Origin of the sequence: Butyrivibrio sp. MB2005, assembly GCF_000424285.1 — a bacterium.
GTDB lineage: Bacteria > Bacillota > Clostridia > Lachnospirales > Lachnospiraceae > Butyrivibrio.
Genome location: NZ_AUJP01000005.1, coordinates 197851 through 215235 on the forward strand (window position 1 = coordinate 197851; position 17385 = coordinate 215235).

General features: G+C 40.9%; 14 protein-coding genes. All 14 read right to left on the minus strand.

Translation table 11 applies throughout. From position 1 onward, the window contains the following. Nucleotides 1-162: 162 nt before the first annotated feature. Entirely contained in the window at nt 163-462 is a 300-nt protein-coding gene (locus tag G610_RS0103365; protein ID WP_026494560.1) for a hypothetical protein, read from the minus strand. Nucleotides 463-545: 83 nt separating this feature from the next. Next, nucleotides 546-1457, minus strand: coding sequence for an SPFH domain-containing protein (locus tag G610_RS0103370; RefSeq protein ID WP_026523654.1), 912 nt, complete (start codon nt 1455-1457; stop codon nt 546-548). Nucleotides 1458-1474: 17 nt separating this feature from the next. Next, the gene (locus tag G610_RS0103375; RefSeq protein WP_051197558.1) at nt 1475-1927 is read right to left on the minus strand and encodes an NfeD family protein; all 453 of its coding nucleotides are present in this window, start codon (nt 1925-1927) and stop codon (nt 1475-1477) included. Nucleotides 1928-1957: 30 nt separating this feature from the next. Next, complete coding sequence (locus G610_RS0103380; RefSeq protein WP_026523656.1) at nt 1958-4504, minus strand: ABC transporter substrate-binding protein; 2547 nt, start codon at nt 4502-4504, stop codon at nt 1958-1960. A 32-nt stretch (nt 4505-4536) separates the two neighbouring features. Then, entirely contained in the window at nt 4537-5754 is a 1218-nt protein-coding gene (locus tag G610_RS0103385; protein WP_026523657.1) for an ABC transporter permease, read from the minus strand. Beyond that, nucleotides 5747-7402 carry a biotin/lipoyl-binding protein gene (locus tag G610_RS0103390; protein WP_026523658.1) on the minus strand — a complete coding sequence of 552 codons (1656 nt, stop codon included), beginning with the start codon at nt 7400-7402 and terminating at the stop codon, nt 5747-5749. The genes G610_RS0103385 and G610_RS0103390 overlap by 8 nt, the downstream gene beginning before the upstream one ends. Nucleotides 7403-7443: 41 nt before the next feature. Then, nucleotides 7444-8397, minus strand: a complete 954-nt coding sequence (locus G610_RS0103395; RefSeq protein WP_081667178.1) for a carbohydrate ABC transporter permease — start codon at nt 8395-8397, stop codon at nt 7444-7446. Between the two features lie 3 nt (nt 8398-8400). Further along, a complete protein-coding gene (locus G610_RS0103400) occupies nt 8401-9411 on the minus strand; it encodes a carbohydrate ABC transporter permease (RefSeq protein ID WP_242829604.1) in 1011 nt (336 codons plus the stop codon). 16 nt (nt 9412-9427) lie between these two features. Then, entirely contained in the window at nt 9428-10792 is a 1365-nt protein-coding gene (locus tag G610_RS0103405; RefSeq protein ID WP_026523661.1) for a PFL family protein, read from the minus strand. 10 nt (nt 10793-10802) lie between these two features. Then, entirely contained in the window at nt 10803-11075 is a 273-nt protein-coding gene (locus tag G610_RS0103410; RefSeq protein WP_026523662.1) for an ACT domain-containing protein, read from the minus strand. Nucleotides 11076-11091: 16 nt separating this feature from the next. Next, the gene (locus tag G610_RS0103415) at nt 11092-11889 is read right to left on the minus strand and encodes an MBL fold metallo-hydrolase (RefSeq protein ID WP_026523663.1); all 798 of its coding nucleotides are present in this window, start codon (nt 11887-11889) and stop codon (nt 11092-11094) included. Nucleotides 11890-11959: 70 nt separating this feature from the next. Then, nucleotides 11960-14128, minus strand: coding sequence for a cell division protein FtsA (locus G610_RS0103420; RefSeq protein WP_051197560.1), 2169 nt, complete (start codon nt 14126-14128; stop codon nt 11960-11962). Continuing rightward, the gene (gene coaE, locus G610_RS0103425) at nt 14128-14721 is read right to left on the minus strand and encodes a dephospho-CoA kinase (RefSeq protein WP_026523665.1); all 594 of its coding nucleotides are present in this window, start codon (nt 14719-14721) and stop codon (nt 14128-14130) included. The genes G610_RS0103420 and coaE overlap by 1 nt, the downstream gene beginning before the upstream one ends. Nucleotides 14722-14723: 2 nt before the next feature. Beyond that, nucleotides 14724-17381 carry a DNA polymerase I gene (gene polA, locus G610_RS0103430; protein ID WP_026523666.1) on the minus strand — a complete coding sequence of 886 codons (2658 nt, stop codon included), beginning with the start codon at nt 17379-17381 and terminating at the stop codon, nt 14724-14726. Between the last annotated feature and the right edge of the window lie 4 nt (nt 17382-17385).

Consider the following 17385-nt stretch of genomic DNA (forward strand, 5'->3'; position numbering starts at 1 on the left):
AATTACCCTTTCTTTTAAACAAAAAAATTATAAACAATCACTAAGTTTTCTAACCATATCAATGTGGAATTTATAACGGAACAATAGAATATAGTCTACTGACTAAAGACACAATACATCATAAAAAGAATAAATGCAACAAAAATTTTAAAAAATAAGAAATTATTCAGAATTGGATTTACCGCCGTCAATCATGATACCGATTGCTTCCATGGCAACCTCGTATAAAGTAGCCATCTGCTTGGCTCCCTCATCGTCCATCTCAGCAAGCTTATTGTACTGAGCGGTAAAATAGTTTTTGGCCTGTACTACGGTAGCGTTACTAATCACTCTGCCGTTACTCATGATTGTACCGGTCTCGGAATTGTACTTACCTGTAGCGCTTTTCTTTTGAGCATCACCCATTCCCATGGACTGCGCCAGTGAATGAATAAGAGCTTCTCTACCTTTATTATCCGACATAATCTTTTCCCCTCGTTAGATTATATTTGTATTAAGCCGGAAGCCATCAATCGATGACTTTCCGGCATAAAACCTAAATAATATCAGCTCTTAACTACTTCCTTAATGGACTCGGCAAGACCTGCAACACCTGCAATACTACTGGGAACGATGATCTTAGTAGCCTGACCGTTTGCAGCCTTCTCAAATGCCTCAAGGCTCTTGATTGTAAGAACAGACTCATCTGCGCCTGCTTCCTTAAGCATCATTATACCATCAGCATTAGCCTTCTGTACATTTCTGATAGCTTCAGCCTGACCTTCTGCTTCTCTGATCTGCTTCTCCTTCATAGCTTCAGCCTTAAGGATTGTAGCCTGCTTATCAGCTTCTGCCTGAAGAATCTTACTCTGCTTCTCACCTTCTGCAACTGTGATAGCTGACTGCTTCTCACCTTCTGCAAAGAGGATTTTCTCTCTCTTCTCACGCTCAGCCTTCATCTGCTTCTCCATGGCATCACGAATCTGCTCCGGAGGATTGATGTTCTTAAGCTCTACACGTGTGATCTTGATACCCCAGGGATCTGTTGCGATATCAAGTGCATCCTGCATCTGAGCATTGATCTGATCACGGCTTGTAAGAGTCTCATCAAGAGTAAGAGATCCGATTACGTTACGAAGTGTTGTAGCTGTAAGGTTCTCAATAGCTCCGATAGGATTGCGAACACCGTAAGCATAAGCTTTGGGATCAGAAATACGGAAGAACACGATTGAGTCAATCTGCATTGTTACGTTGTCCTGTGTGATAACAGGCTGAGGTGGGAAGTCACAATACTGCTCCTTCAGATCCACTTTTCTCGCAACCTTATCGATAAAAGGAATCATGAAGTGAAGACCGACATCCCAGGTCTCCTTGTAGGCACCAAGACGTTCAACGATAAAAGAATGAGCCTGAGGAACAATCTTGATGTTCATTGCAATAAGAACAAGAATAAGAATAATAGCTATAAAATATGGCATACCTTTTCCTCCTTAAATTATTCTTTATTTACAAATAATTTATTTCCCTCAACTCTTTGAATGACAACCGTTTCCCCAACTTCTATATTCTCGTCATCATTCACACTTCTGGCATTCCATGTGGTTCCGTCCATCATTACGGTTCCTGCTTCAGAAGTGTTGTCTATTGCGGTAGTCACCTTAACTTTTCTGCCAACAATCGCATCTATATTGGTTTTAGATATCTTACTATTAAGATACTTCATTGAAAGCGGTCTTACAAGCAAAAGTGACACAATTGACACAAGAATAAACACAACTATCTGAAGAGGTACTGATGCACCGCAAATCGCCAGTAAAAAGGCTGCGAATGCACCAAAGGCAAACCAGATTGTAGATAGTCCAAGAGTGATTATCTCAATAACTGCAAGAACTATTGTAGCTAAAAGCCAAAATGTCTGTGGATTTAAGTTAAATAAGCTATTATACATACAGTTCGCCCTCCCCTGAATTCAGATTGATTATGAAATCTCGTTTACGTAAATCTGTACACGGCTCTGAATGATATCAGCAACCTCTGCGGCGGTTTTCTGACCACTGAAGTAAGCTGCAGCCTCTTCTTTTATGATCTTATTAACTTCTTCGTTATATTTACCTACCTGGCTAACTGATCCAAGGTAATCAATTACTTCCTGAACCTCTTCATCAGTCATAGGATCAATGATGATCTCTGTATCTCCGATGTAGAATACATCATCATATTCAACCTCTTTACCATTTTCATCTGTGTAAGTAGGTCTCTTCTTTGCTGCCTCTGCAAGCTCATTTATTTTCTTCATGCTTACAGGCCATGCAGTATCGATAGTATTCTGGTATTCATCTGTAAGGAAATATCTTACAAACTGCCAGCATCCGTCCTTAACCTTTGAGCTGTCGCTTATTGTAAGCTGCAGGTTCGGGAAAATAGCAGCACCTGTGCCATTTTCTGAAGGGAAGCCAACAGCGACAATATCCTTACCGTAAATACCCTTCTCTTCGTAGCTTACATCAGAGAAACCACTAATACTGATTCTGGAAGCAAGAGCCTTACCCTCTCTCCAAAATGCAGAGTTATCTGCAAAATACTCATCATCATCAAGTTCCTCCGGGAATTCGTTGGCAAATTCCAGAAGATGAATAAATGCATCTGAGTTGTAGCTGCAGGTAAGTGTTGACCAGTCAATGAACTGTGAGCCTGTAAGACTGAGAGCCATTTCAAAGAGGTCATCTCTTCCCAAAGCACCAAATACATTCTTATATTCTACGTTTTTATCCTTGATAAGCTTCTCAAGATCAGCTATAGTCCAGGTCTTGTTATCACTAACATTCTCTTTAGCTGTCATAACAGTCTCAACGTAGAAGCTTGGAATAAGCTTATACATCTTGCCATCTGTCTTGAATACTTCCATTACACTATCAAGGTACTCATTCTTGGAGAGCTCCTCGTCGTTCTTGAAATAGTCAGACATATCAAGGAAAAGTCCCTTTGAAATATAACTATCAACAGGCATATCTGTATCAAGAACAAGGATATCCGGAATATTACCTGAAACAATGTCAGTGTTAAGTCTGTTAGCACCGCCTGAATAGTTATCATCGGTGTCGTATTTTGAGTAATCAGAGATTACAATTCTGTACTCTTCGTTCTCTTTATTGAACTGTACAACCTGCTTTCTTACATCATAGTCAATGTAGTTACAGCCAAGAATAATGGTCTTCTTATCCTTTACATCCTTAGGATTGATTTTGGTAAGAATAGCAAGGATATATGCTTCATCAGTAGGAAGCAGACAGAAAATATCTGTCTCGTTAATAGCTGCAAATGAGTAAATACCATAAACACTGATGTCTGAATCTACGTAGTTCATGATCATCTTGGGTTCAGCATCACCGATGTTGTATGAATAAATACCTTCACCATTTGAAAGAAGAAGGTCAGAGCCAATACCTGATGCAATATTGTACTCGTATGCAGCAACTGTAGAGCCCTCAATCTTGTTAAGCTTAGCAGCATCAAAATCAAGGTTATAGAAATCCATGTATTCTTCACCATTGATCGCTGCTATTACTCCGCCATCGTTTTTGCCATATAAAGCAAAGTAGTTACCATAAGAAGAATCAAAATCTTCGCCGCAGTCAACGTCCTTTATAAAAGAACCGTCGTCTTTGTTGTATAACTGAATACCGTTGGAATCAGAAACTGCAATACCTTTATCTGTGGGCACGAAGGATGTTATATAGAAATATGTATCTTCGCTCTCTTCATATTGCATCTTCTGTCTAAACTGCTCAGTTCCATCAGCTGAATACTTTACAATATAGTATTCCTCTGAACCCATGGACATAGAGCCGCCAACCATGCCGCCATCTTCTGTGAAAAAGGCGCCTTCATCACTTGACTCAAAATCGCCTTCTTCAAGCTCGATAACTTCGCCATCTTCTTCTCCTGGAGCATCGGGAGTATCAGGTGTATCTGCATCATCACCACCCTCATCTTCATCAGATATGTCAGCGGGACCTTCACCTGCAGCTTCAGCATCCTGAGCAGCCTTTGCATCAGAATCATCTGTTGAACCATCTGTAGCCTCAAAAAGTGAAACAGGGCCATCAGTAGAGCCACCGGGGAGAATGTTGCTATAACCGGATTCAATTGTATAAATTGAACCATCCACAGCAACAGCTACCTGTGACACAGTTGCATAATCACCGCCACCAATCGGCACCTTCTCGACGTTTGATCCATCACTGTTCATGGTGAAAACAACAGTCTGAACATCATCACTACCATAGAAGTTACCTGCAGCATAAAGCTTATCGCCGAAGGTTCCAAGGTAGCTTATAGAATTAGTATCTACATCACTTCCAAGATCGATGTCATTTTCCTTGTAAACATAGTCCTTAACATTGTGCGTAGCTTCTGTCTCATCGCCTGATGTTGCCTCTTTTTTCTTACCGCATCCCGCAGCAGATATAACCATAACTGCAGCAAGCGATAAGCTAAGCGCACGCTTAAGATAGATTTTCTTCATAAATTACCTCCATAATGAGAATCGATAAAATGTTAAAAATGTTTCCATTTATCGTTATGATATTTGACTCTTGATTCCATGTCATACTTCCAGTCAAGGAATCCGGCCCATATCTCACCGGCTCTCCACTTCCGGTGTCTGTAGCTGTGAACTACTATAATAGCAATCATTATAAATGACACTATTGCAAAGATAATCTGGACGAGAAGCATGTATGCGAGGATATTCTCATAGGCTCTCGCATTGTTCTCCCAGTACGGATATATAATAGGCTTAATCTGCATAGATCTCTTACTAAAGCTGCCAATAACATCCAAAAGATTCTTGTTATGATATCTTGCAGAATTATCTACTACTTCAACAATATTGGTATTAAGATTAAGATTCTTAATAAGAAAACTCTTGGCGTAATTATCTACAGGATTAGGCATTACAACCTCCATGCAGATAATACCTTTACTTTCAGTGTTCAGGTCTGACTCGCCGTTTTCATCCTCGTCATCATCCTTCTTTTTGACATTAACACTTCCTATGCTGGTATCAGTAGCAAGTACGGAAGAATCAATTGTTCCATAGGTTGCAAGAGACTGATATGAAAGATAGATCGTAGGGAAATTTAGTCCTGCTTCCTTTACATATTTACCGGAATCTCTTTTTACAACTCCGGAAATATAATGAGGAACACCCTTTATCAAAACCTGCATTCCCACAATATCAACAGAACCAAACAGCTGCCATGCAAGGTCTTCATCAAGCATTACAAGGTCGGTCATCAGTGAGTCGGAATTTATGTAGTTACCGGATAAAATCTTCATAGGATGGAACTGAAAGAAATCACCGCCGATACCAACAGCAAAAGCATCAACGCTTCGCTTGTCTCTTGTAACTGTAATGCTTCCCATTGCACTGTAGCAATCGTTCCATACTGCATCGCCGCCCTGCTTGCTGGCTGTAGCCTCCTGATAACCATCAGCTATAAGCCCTTTATTTATATTGTATTCGTATTCCTGTATAGAGTCAGAGCCTATACCTGCACTCTCTGAAAATATCATGGTAACCTGACCGCATCTGACATCATTGGACCATCTTGAGCCCTCGTTCTGATCATAGATTCCATCAGATATATGGTCCTTAACTGCATTCAGTATAAAGATAGTTGCGATCATTAAAGCCAAGGCTATCAAATATATGATCTGCGGAGCACGCAGATTTTTTATTTTGTCTTTTATACCTGCAAAAAATTTATTCATTGTTATTAGCCAGTCTCACCTGATCTCCTGAATTTACAAGGGCTGTTGTGGTGGTTATTACGTACTCATCTCCCTCAAGACTTCCGCTAATAGCTGCTGTAGTATCATCTGAAGCAAGTACTTCAACATCTACTCTGGAAGCAATATATCTGTTTCCAAGAGGTGATGACTTGGACTTAACAACAAGGATAAACTTACCGTTCTGGTCCTCACGTACAGCACCTGCAGGAATAGTAAGGTCATAAACATTTGACTTCTCACCAATCTGAAGACTTACTGACTGACCATTCTGAACTTCAGGACTCTCAATAGTAAATGTAAGAACCTTCTTTGTATTAGGATTCTGTTTATCAGCAGTGATTGATTTAAGAGTTGCCTTGAAATCAGTGTAATACCAAGCATTCTGAGGCTCAGCTATATCACCGACCTTAAGTCCCTTTGCCTGATCAACTGTAACGCTGAAGCTCGTAACCATATCCTTACCGTCAACCTGAATTACGGCAACTTCATTATCGGCACTTGTTGACTCACCTGCCTTAAGTGTAAGTGATGTAACTGTACCTGCAACAGGAGCTTCGATCTTACCGCCTGTAGACTCAGCTTTAAGCTTCTCTACGGTTTCCTTCTGTTCTTCAATATCATCTCTCTGATTGCAAAGCTCGATTTCCTTACCAATTTCAGTAAGAAGCTCTGTTCTCTCAGTTGTAGCCCTTTCAAGCTCAAGTGCTGTCTTGTTTTTAGCATCCTGAAGGCTTGCGGCCTTTCTCTGATAATCACTGTCAACCTGTCCGGCCTGTGTAGTCATCTGAGATACATCCTTAGCATTATTTGCCTGCTGAATTGTAAGATCACTCTTTTCCTCATTGAGGGCATCAAGAGTCTGATCAGCAAGCCAGTATTCCGCATCATATTTAGCATATTTCTTTGAATAATCTTTATCTGTTTTCTTTAATGCATCACGTTTTTCCTTAGCGTGATCTTTTGTCTCCTGAGCCTCAGTGATCTGCTCTTCGATCTGAGCCAGCCTGTAAGTAATCTCTGCATCCTGATACTGAGGTGTAGCCTCATCATAGTTATACTGTGCTGATGTATAGGACTGAGCCTGGGACTGCTCATCAATTACTGCCTGAGCAGCTTCATCGGCAGCCTTTGCAGCATCATATCTGTCACTGGCAGCCTTAAGCTTTGTCTGATAATCATCAAAAGTAAGAGTTACACCGCTTCTGATTCTGGTAATTGATGCATCATCAATATCACCTGAGAAAAGCGCAGATTCATAGGTCTGTGTCATTTCTTCAAGCTTTGTCTCAGCTTCTGTAAGCTCTGTAGATTCTTTGTCCTCAAGATAGTACAGAATATCTCCTTTATCTACATGAGCACCTTCCTGTACTGCAACACTTTTAATAACTCTTTCCTGAGAAACCTTAACATTGTAAGGATCCGACGCTTCAACCGTACCTGTTCCTCTTATCATCGGAGAAATATTACCTTCCTGAACCTGCTGAATAGCAACCTCAGGCAAAGAATAATTCATGATGGTATTTGAAAAGAATGTGAGCAAAAGAAGTATTACAAGAAATGCAATTGTAATATCCTTGATAATATCCTTTCTGCTCTTTTTGTTCACGGTTGTACTTACTTCTGACATACCTCTTCCTCTTCCTTAAAAATCTATTCTAAATTTCAATATTATCCCTTTAAGCCGCCCTGATATGAAATACCCTCAACCAGGTATTCCTCTCCATACAGGAATATCAAAAGTGGCGGAACCAGATATATAACAGCAACTGCAAAGGCAAGACTTATCTCACCAGCATTTATCTTCGACAAAAATACCGACAGCGGATGCAGCTCATCATTTGATAAAAGAATAAGCGGCTGCTCAACCATATTCCAATAATCAATAAACACAAGAATTGCTATTGAAATAAGTCCGCTTTTACAAAGCGGCATACATATCTTGGAGAAAATCTGCCACTCTCCTGCGCCGTCAATTGATGCGGCTTCCATAACCTCAGTAGGTATTCTTCTGATGAATTTCGTCAGAAGGAAAACTGCAAATGGTGAGAAAAATCCCGGAAGCAATATCGCCCATCTGGTATCAAGTATTCCCAGCCACTGGGAAACCAGGTAATTGGGAACCAACGTAACCTGATAAGGCATCAGCATCAAAATAATATATATAAAGAATATGACTTCTCTAACTCGTCCCTGATATCTTGCAAAACCGTAGGATGCAAGCATTGCGATCATCAGCTGTACTCCCACGATTGGCACTACATAAAGTACACTGTTCCAAAACTTAACCAGGTACTCAGGTGATTTAAACAGCACCGCATAATACTGACTAAAGGAAACTATATCCGGTATAAACTTTAGGTTAACGGTCTTGGATATGAATACCTTTCCGCCGTTTTCCGTAGTCTTGAATACAGCTCCGTAATTGGCGCTTATCTCAGATGAACTCATAAACGAATTCGTAATGGTAAGTATTATGGGTGTAAGAAAAAGCACCGCAAAAAACGCAGCTATTATCGTGCCGATAATAATGCCGTATTTATATATTCTCTTGTTTCTATGCGCCTTCCTTATCGCTCTTTCATAAAAGACCGTTTCGGAACGCGGCTTTCTAATCTCAGCCATTTATTAGCCTTCTATATCCCTTCCATATCGGTCTTCTGTGATAAACATAATAAACATAAGTATTACTACCACTATTGCCATCATAATGGCTGATGCCGACAGCTTCTGATAATCCACAGAAGCAAAGGTATTATTCATAAAGTGCTGCATCATGTACAGGGTCTGGTAGGGATAATCTCCGGTAAGAAGGTAAACCTCTCTGAACACCTTAAATGAATTTATCAGCGACATTATGGTTACAAACAAAATTGTTGATGAGAGATATCTCATCTTAATGGACCAGAAAATCTGTCTCTCTGTGGCACTTTCCAGTCTAGCAACCTCAATCAGATCCTTAGGCACACTGGACAGTGCAGCCATAAACAGAATCATGTTATATCCAAGGTTCTTCCACAAAAACAGAATTACTACCACGATCTGGGCTTTATCTGATTTTAGCCAGTCTATTTTGGACGGACCACCAAAGGCAAGATAAACCTGATTGATAAGTCCGTTGTAGTCAAACAAAACCTGCCAGATAAGCACAATTGAAGCTATAGGCACCATCATAGGGCTAAGGAAAAAGCTTCTGAACTGACTCTTAAATGGAATACCCGATTCCATAACAACAGCCAGAAACAACGACAGCGCCACAGCCAGCGGCACTGCTACAGCTGAAAACATAAGTGTATTACTGGCCGCCTGTTTAAATGCATTGTTATTAAATACTCTTACGAAATTATCAAAGCCTACAAACTCCTTCTGAATGGGGTTATTTACAACTGCATAAAAAACTACCACCAGGAAAGGAAGAACAAAAAATGTAAGAACTCCTGCCAGTGAAGGACTAAGGAAAAGCCATGAAACAACTGTCTCTCTGATCTTCTTCCTTGTGGATTTCTTTTGAAGATGCTCTTTTAAATTCGTGCGCTTTTTAGGCATAGCTGTCTGACCGGCAGCATTACGCCTAAGCATTCTATTTAGTTTTTCGCCTTTGTCCTTGACCTTATCAAGAACTTTTAGCTTATTTTCCATATTTACTCACTAGATTTTAATTTTTAAAGCTATGTATAGGAGCGGGAATTCTTCCGCCTCTGTCTACAAATGCAGCACAGTCAAACTTATTAACAGGCATAATGGGACCAAAGCCAAGGAGTCCGCCGAAATCAACTGTGTCACCTACAGTTTTGCCTATTACAGGAATAAGTCTTACGGCTGTTGTCTTCTGATTGATCATTCCGATAGCCATCTCATCGGCGATGATACCTGCAAGGGTTGTAGCCTTGGTATCACCTGGGATTGCTATCATATCAAGTCCAACAGAGCATACGCAGGTCATGGCTTCAAGCTTCTCAAGAGTAAGTGCACCTGCATTAACGGCATTTATCATGCCCTGATCTTCACTTACAGGAATAAACGCACCTGAAAGACCTCCCACATAAGAAGATGCCATAGCTCCGCCCTTTTTAACCTGATCATTCAAAAGTGCAAGAGCTGCTGTAGTTCCGGGAGCACCTGCATGCTCAACACCGATCTCATGAAGAATATCAGCAACACTGTCGCCAATTGCAGGGGTGGGTGCCAGGGAAAGATCCACGATTCCAAAAGGAACGCCGAGTCTCTCAGAAGCTTCCTTGGCAACAAGCTGACCAACTCTTGTTACCTTAAATGCAGTCTTCTTGATGGTCTCGCAAAGAACCTCGAAGTTCTCTCCTCTGACTTTTTCAAGAGCAGTCTTAACTACTCCGGGGCCGCTGACACCAACGTTGATTATTCTGTCAGCCTCTGTAACGCCGTGGAATGCTCCTGCCATGAAAGGATTATCATCGGGAGCATTGCAGAAAATTACTAGCTTGGTACAGCCTGAGCTGTCAGTATCCTTTGTCTTATTAGCAGTTTCAAGAATGATATCTCCAAGGAGCCTTACAGCATCCATATTGATACCTGTCTTGGTAGAACCAACATTTACTGATGAGCAGACAACGTCAGTAGATGAAAGTGCTTCGGGAATTGACTCAATAAGAAGCTTATCTGCTGTTGTCATTCCCTTACTTACAAGTGCGCTGTAACCACCAAGAAAATTGATTCCTACATCCTTAGCTGCTCTGTCCAAAGTCTTAGCTATTGTGACAAAGTCTGAAGGCGTCTTACACGCAGAAGCACCGATGAGGGCAATTGGCGTAACCGAAATTCGCTTATTTACAATCGGTATACCGAACTCTTTTGAAATCTCCTCACCGGTTTTAACCAGATCCTTTGCACTTTCGTGGATCTTGTTATAGATTTTTTCATTAAGTGCTTTTAAATCTGTATCTATGCAATCAAAGAGGCTGATGCCCATTGTAATTGTGCGGACATCCAGGTTCTCTTTTTCTATCATTTCATTAGTTTCTGATACTTCGCTGATATTTATCATGATATCTCCTTTAGATTCTGTGCATTGAGTCAAAGATCTCTTCTCTCTGACATTTAACTACAACACCGATATCATTTCCAATATTTTCAAGGGAATCAGAAAGATCGTTGAATGCCACCTTACTTCCTGAAACATCAACAATCATCATCATGTTAAAATAACCGGACACGATTGTCTGTGAAATATCAAGAATGTTTACATCATTATCAGCAAGGTATGTACATACTTTTGCAATGATTCCGACGGTATCTTTTCCTACTACAGTAATGATAATTTTGTTCATAAGACACTTCTCTCCTCTAAAACTCCAAAACCTGTGACAATTCATTTCTGGCAGCAACCATGATAGGGAAATCACTGCCATGATATGGGTTATTACCCATTTCTATTTCAACCCTTACCGTCTCATAAGCCAGTTCAGGAAGATTATTTTCTTTACTCAGGTGCCCGAGAATTATTCCTTTTAGATTATCATGCAGGATTCTGCAAAGAAGCTCCCCACTTTTCTCATTGGACAAATGTCCTCTTTCCCCGAGAATTCTTTTTTTCAAATAGTATGGATAAGGTCCTGTCTGAAGCATCCTTACGTCATGATTGGCTTCTATAAGAACTGCATCAAGTCCCTGAAGACAATCAACGGTATATTCGTTATAGCATCCAAGGTCAGTCGCTATAGCCATTTTGCTCTTGCCACAGCTTATTCTGTAGCCGACAGGCTCTAATGCGTCATGCATTATGGTCATTGGATTGATTGTAAGATCCTTTACAGATAATTTCTTATCTGCCTTGATCTCGTGAAACTCAGCGTTATCCATCTCCCTCTTTTTATCGCTGATTCTGATGCCTTCTATTGTCCCCTTTGTGGCATAAACCGGTATCTCATACTTTTTTAGAATAGTATGCAGACCATTTATATGATCTGAATGCTCATGCGTCACAAATATAGCATCAATATCCGCCAATGACAAATCTAATTTGCTAAGGCCCTCTTCAATTCTTTTCTTGCTGCATCCCGTATCAACCAGGATATGTGTGGTATCGGAACCAACATAAATACTGTTTCCGCTACTTCCACTGGACAGACTCGCCAGTCTCATTTGTTAAATCTCCGTTTTAAATATTATCGATAAACTGTGAAAAAACTGTGTTTATTGTATGAATAAAGAATTATTTCCAATAAACTTCGATTTTGTCACCCTCATGAATAGCCTGCATATAGTCAGGTGTACCGCCGTTAAGTGTAGTAACGATGGACCTTCCGTTGGGCTTACTGAGGTCAAAATCTATTTCATCAAATATATCTACAAAGATATAATCTGATTTTCCATGAAGTGTGATGGGCTCATTATTCACAAGGACGTGTAAATCTCTTGTGATAACTCTCCTTGAAGGTGCAGGTGCAGGTTCAGGTCTTACTCTCTCTTCATTACCTGAAATACTATAGCTTCCATCTTCATTTTCTTCAACATTAAGCTCAGCATCGGCATCATAAGAGGACTCTTCATTCTCCTGCTCGATGGCAACCATATCTGCATCGGGGAAGTTCTGATAGTACTCAAGCACAGCATCCTTACCGCTCTTGAATTCCACCTTGAAGTTCTCATAGACAGGTGTATCCATGCCTGCCACTTCGTTGTTAACTGTAATAACAGTATCCTCTGTAAGCTCGATATCAAGAAGTCTTGCGATCTGCTCTGCTGTCTCATAGTCGAGAATCTTGATCTCATCACCGGTTTTGATGTTGTAGTAACCGGTCTGAGGCTCACCGTTAACTTCTGCAGTTCTCGGAACATCAATACTCTTTCCATCTACTGTGATATTAAAGGTGCCCTTGAACTCGGTGATGTCAGCAAGCTCGCTTCTTCCGGGCTTACCGGTTGTGGAGCTCTGTACCTCAATAATGTCGTTAGCATGAATCTTGGTATGAATATCTGCAGGTGATCCGTTAAGTGTGATAACAGCTGACTCACCGGGTTCACCTCTTACCATTCTCTCCTGTCCGTTAACTGAGAATCTAAGCTCCTCACCGCGCTTAGGGAAAAGATCCTCGTTAGGGAAATCTGCCTGCATAGCAGCATCAACAATTGCCAGCTTACCATTGTCATAGATCTTGGTCTGCTGGCCATTGAAGGATACAAATACAAAGTTGTTGGACTGCTCATAGAAGCTTACGCAGATACCAAGAGGCGTAACCATAAGTGAATCACGCTCAACCTCGGAGTTTTCCTCCAGGAACTTGATATTTTTCATAACTTCTTCGCCACGAAGCGCAACACGCTCTTCCGGAATCTTCATCTCTTTTGCAAGAGCCTTGGTATATCCCGGAACGCATCCGCCGCCACCTACTACGAACACAGCACTAACAGGCTTATTGCCGTTAAGCTGTTTGATCTGCTGGGTGACCATCTTGCTCATTTTCTCAACAAGAGGCTTAATCATCTTGGCTATTTCCTTGGAAGAAATAGTCTTCTCAAGTCCCATGATGTCGATGTATTTTACCTGCTCCATGTGACTTGCATCAATTTTAATCTGATCTGCGGTATTGAAATCAACAAGGCAGTGCTGAGCAATAATCTCAGTAATTGAATCACCTGCGATAGGAAGCATTCCGTAGGATGTAATTGTTCCATCGTCGGTGATACAAATATCGGATGTACCTGCACCCACGTCAACAAGTGCAAGATTAAGCATTCTAAACTGCGGAGGAATAGCAACCATCATAGCAGCTATAGGCTCCAGCGTCATGTTCGCAACCTTAAGATCAGCTCTCTCACAGGCTTTATAAAGACCGTCAACACAGTCATCCGGAAGGAATGTTGCTATAAGATCAAGAGCAACTCGTCCTGCATTATGTCCTTCAAGATTAGCAATCTGATAATCATCAAGGTAATAGTGCATTACAGAATATCCAACAAGATAAAACTTCATGTCGGACTGATTCTGCTGAAGGAATTCCTGATATGCCTTCTCAACTGCCTTAGACTCAAGGTTATAAATCTCTTCCTGAGTCATCTCGCGATTGTCGGTATACTCCTCTTCGAAATTAGTCTTAACCGTACGAAGTACACGACCAGCGGCAGCTATACATACATCAGTAAGATGTATCTGAGTCTTTTCCTCAAGCGCTTCCTTAACTTCTTTTATGGTAGATCCGACTTTGCCGATATCATGGATCTGTCCGTCAAGCATGGCTCTGGTCTCATGCTTCCTGACAGTCTGGGCCATTACATTGAAGGTATTATCCTGCATGTAGCCAACAGTACCTACAACACTCCTTGTTCCGATATCCAGTCCGAATACCACCTTCTGTTCAGATTGTTCACTCATCGTAGCCATTAGTTTTCCCCCAGCTTCAAATCTATACAGCGCTGCATCCCTTCTACATCGCCGCTGTTATCTATTACAAAATCCGCATGCTGCCTGAATTCTTCATCTGACAGCTGTCCCTTTAAAATATCATCAATCTTAGAATCGCTATAACCTCTTGTGGTTTTAAGTCTCTGCCTTCGAACTTCTTCATCAGCGTAAACATACCACATTTCATCAACTATCTTATCGTACCCGTTCTCAATCAGAAGTGCTGCCTCAATGAAAAGATAGTCCAAAGTGTTCTTTTTCTTTTCTTCCTCTATCTGATCAAATATAAATCTGTTCACTGCAGGATGAAGAATATCATTCACCTTAGATAAAAGTGCTTTATCCGAAAAGATCATCCCGGCCATTTTGGCCTTGTCTATTTCGCCCTTTTCATCAAGCACAGCCTCAGATAAAAGCTCAACTATCGGCTCGTAGCAGGGCTGCCCCTTTAGCTTAATGTCATTGGCCACCTGATCGGATAAAATAATCCTGCATTTGCAATGCTTCTCTATGTAGCTTAGAACCGTACTTTTACCGGCGCCGACACCGCCGGTAACTCCAATTACCTTCATACTCACTTTGCCTCGAACCAGTCAGTGCCAACGTGGCAGTCTACATCAAGAGGTACGGCAAGTTCTGCTGCATTTGCCATCTCTTCTTCAAGAATAGCCTTAACCTTATCCTCTTCTGATTTAAGTGTCTCTATCAAAAGTTCATCATGAATCTGAAGTATCATTCTGGACTTAAGCTGTTCATCCATAAGTCTTCTGTAAACACGGATCATTGCAATTTTCATAATGTCAGCAGCTGTTCCCTGAATAGGTGCATTCATGGCAACTCTTTCGCCAAACTGTCTCTGCATGAAGTTACCGGATTTAAGCTCAGGCATTGGTCTTCTTCTGCCGTAAAGTGTTGTGGCATAGCCCTTTTCTTTGGCATCTGAGATAGCTTTATCCTGATATCCCTTAACTCCCGGATATGTGGCAAGATAATCTTCCATGTATTTCTTGGCATCCGATCTTGAAATATTTAGATCCTCACTTAAGCCAAAAGCACTGATTCCGTAAACAATACCAAAGTTAACAGCCTTAGCATTTCTTCTCTGGATGTCTGTAACTTCATCAAAGGGTGTATGGAATACCTTTGAAGCTGTAATTCTGTGAATATCTCTGCCTTCATGATAAGCATCAATAAGTCCCTTATCCTCAGACATGTGAGCCAGAATTCTAAGCTCAATCTGTGAGTAGTCCGCATCAGCAAAAACATAGCCTTCCTTTGGAACAAAAACCTTGCGGATTGCTCTGCCAAGCTCTGTTCTCATAGGAATATTCTGAAGGTTAGGCTCTGTTGAGCTTATTCTTCCTGTGGCTGTTATGGTCTGATTGAAGTTCGTATGAATTCTCTCATCATCCTCAATAAAAGCAGCAAGACCGTCTGCGTATGTACTCTTAAGCTTGGTAAGACCTCTATACTCAAGAATATCTGCAATTATGGGATTCTCCGGAGCAAGCTTTTCAAGAACGTCAGCTGCTGTTGAATAACCGGTCTTTGTTTTCTTACCGCCCTTAAGTCCCATCTTTTCAAAAAGAATCTCTCCAAGCTGCTTGGGAGAATTGATGTTAAACTCTTCTCCGGCTGCAGTATGAATATTCTTCTCAAGCTCTGCTATTCTTCCTGTAAGTCTCTCGCCGTAGGCAGCAAGCTCCTCTCTCTTAACAAGAATGCCTTCACTCTCCATGTCATAGAGAATGTATGTAAGAGGCATTTCAATATCATAGAAAAGAGACTTCATCTCTGTATCAGCAAGCTTTTTCTCCAAAATTGGAGCACTCATATAAGCTACATAGGAAATATATCCGGCATACTCTTTTCTCTCATCAATGCCCGCTTCCTTCATGCTCTTTTTACCAAAAATCTGGACCTTGGATCTGATAGATAGCTGTAGCTGTTCTCCTGCAACATCCTCAGGACTGTAGTCGTTCTTAAGAGGATTAAGGAGATATGCGCCTATAAGCACATCAAAGCATCCCAATGTATCTCTCTTGTAATTCTCCACTTCATAAGGCTTAAAGAATGGATATGCATGTTTAATATCAAAGAATGAAAGCCTTACATTCTCTGACATGGATGAAAGCTCATTACCCAAAATCTCTGCATCAATTCCATCACCTTCAAGATAAAAAGCTTTTTTATCATCAAAGCAAACTGCAATGCCGATGAATTCTTCCTCTGCGAGAATTCCGATTCCGACGAATTTATCCTGTTTATCCTTTGCATAGTCTTTAGCCTTTGCAAATATCTCTTTTGCTTTGGCAGCATCACTTACATGCTCAAATTCAATATCAGACTTTGTCCGTGTTACATCATTCTCAAATCTGCCAAAGAGATTCCTGAAGTTCAGCCTCTTGAACATCTCATAAGCATCCCTTGTGAAAATGTCATGAAGCTCAGCATTCTCAAAGTTGTAATCAAACTCGGCATTTACATTTATGGTGGCAAGAACCTTGCTAAGATCACAGAGATCTCTGTTGTTTGCAAGAGATTCCTTAATAGCCTTCTTGGTTATATTTTCAAGGTTATTATAGATATTCTCAATTGAGCCATATTCAGCCATAAGTCCCATTGCGGTCTTCTCACCAACCTTGGGAACACCGGGAATATTATCCGATGAATCGCCCATAAGTGCTTTTAGCTCAATAAACTGTAAGGGAGTAACGCCGTAGAGATTTTTTACATCTTCTGCAAAATAATTCTCTATCTCGGTGCCGCCTGCCTTAGTCTTGGGAATTCTGATACAGATATGTTCTGATGCGATCTGAAGAAGATCCCTGTCTCCTGAAACAAGACGAACCTCCATTCCCTGAGCTTCACCCTTTTTAGCAAGAGTTCCAAGAATATCATCAGCCTCAAGGCCTGCCTTCTCCATGCGACAAATACCCATGGTATCAAGAACCTCTTTCATAAGAGGCACCTGAGATCTGAGTTCTTCGGGCATAGGCTTTCTGGTACCCTTATATTCTTTATAAATCTCATGTCTGAATGTGGGAGCGTGAACATCGAAAGCAACGGTCAGATAGTCCGGCTTTTCCTCATCAATCAGCTTAAACATCATGTTAAGGAAGCCATAAACAGCACCTGTATGAACTCCCTCTGCGTTTGTCAGATCCGGAAGTCCGTAAAATGCTCTGTTCAATATGCTGTGTCCGTCAATTAAAAGTAATTTTTTCCCCATTTTC

Excerpts from the sequence above, each read along its gene's own strand:
- G610_RS0103365 (WP_026494560.1), bottom strand. The coding sequence starts at position 462 with ATGTCGGATAATAAAGGTAGAGAAGCTCTTATTCATTCACTGGCGCAG.
- G610_RS0103370 (WP_026523654.1), bottom strand. The coding sequence starts at position 1,457 with ATGCCATATTTTATAGCTATTATTCTTATTCTTGTTCTTATTGCAATG.
- G610_RS0103375 (WP_051197558.1), bottom strand. The coding sequence starts at position 1,927 with ATGTATAATAGCTTATTTAACTTAAATCCACAGACATTTTGGCTTTTA.
- G610_RS0103380 (WP_026523656.1), bottom strand. The coding sequence starts at position 4,504 with ATGAAGAAAATCTATCTTAAGCGTGCGCTTAGCTTATCGCTTGCTGCA.
- G610_RS0103385 (WP_026523657.1), bottom strand. The coding sequence starts at position 5,754 with ATGAATAAATTTTTTGCAGGTATAAAAGACAAAATAAAAAATCTGCGT.
- G610_RS0103390 (WP_026523658.1), bottom strand. The coding sequence starts at position 7,402 with ATGTCAGAAGTAAGTACAACCGTGAACAAAAAGAGCAGAAAGGATATT.
- G610_RS0103395 (WP_081667178.1), bottom strand. The coding sequence starts at position 8,397 with ATGGCTGAGATTAGAAAGCCGCGTTCCGAAACGGTCTTTTATGAAAGA.
- G610_RS0103400 (WP_242829604.1), bottom strand. The coding sequence starts at position 9,411 with ATGGAAAATAAGCTAAAAGTTCTTGATAAGGTCAAGGACAAAGGCGAA.
- G610_RS0103405 (WP_026523661.1), bottom strand. The coding sequence starts at position 10,792 with ATGATAAATATCAGCGAAGTATCAGAAACTAATGAAATGATAGAAAAA.
- G610_RS0103410 (WP_026523662.1), bottom strand. The coding sequence starts at position 11,075 with ATGAACAAAATTATCATTACTGTAGTAGGAAAAGATACCGTCGGAATC.
- G610_RS0103415 (WP_026523663.1), bottom strand. The coding sequence starts at position 11,889 with ATGAGACTGGCGAGTCTGTCCAGTGGAAGTAGCGGAAACAGTATTTAT.
- G610_RS0103420 (WP_051197560.1), bottom strand. The coding sequence starts at position 14,128 with ATGGCTACGATGAGTGAACAATCTGAACAGAAGGTGGTATTCGGACTG.
- coaE (WP_026523665.1), bottom strand. The coding sequence starts at position 14,721 with ATGAAGGTAATTGGAGTTACCGGCGGTGTCGGCGCCGGTAAAAGTACG.
- polA (WP_026523666.1), bottom strand. The coding sequence starts at position 17,381 with ATGGGGAAAAAATTACTTTTAATTGACGGACACAGCATATTGAACAGA.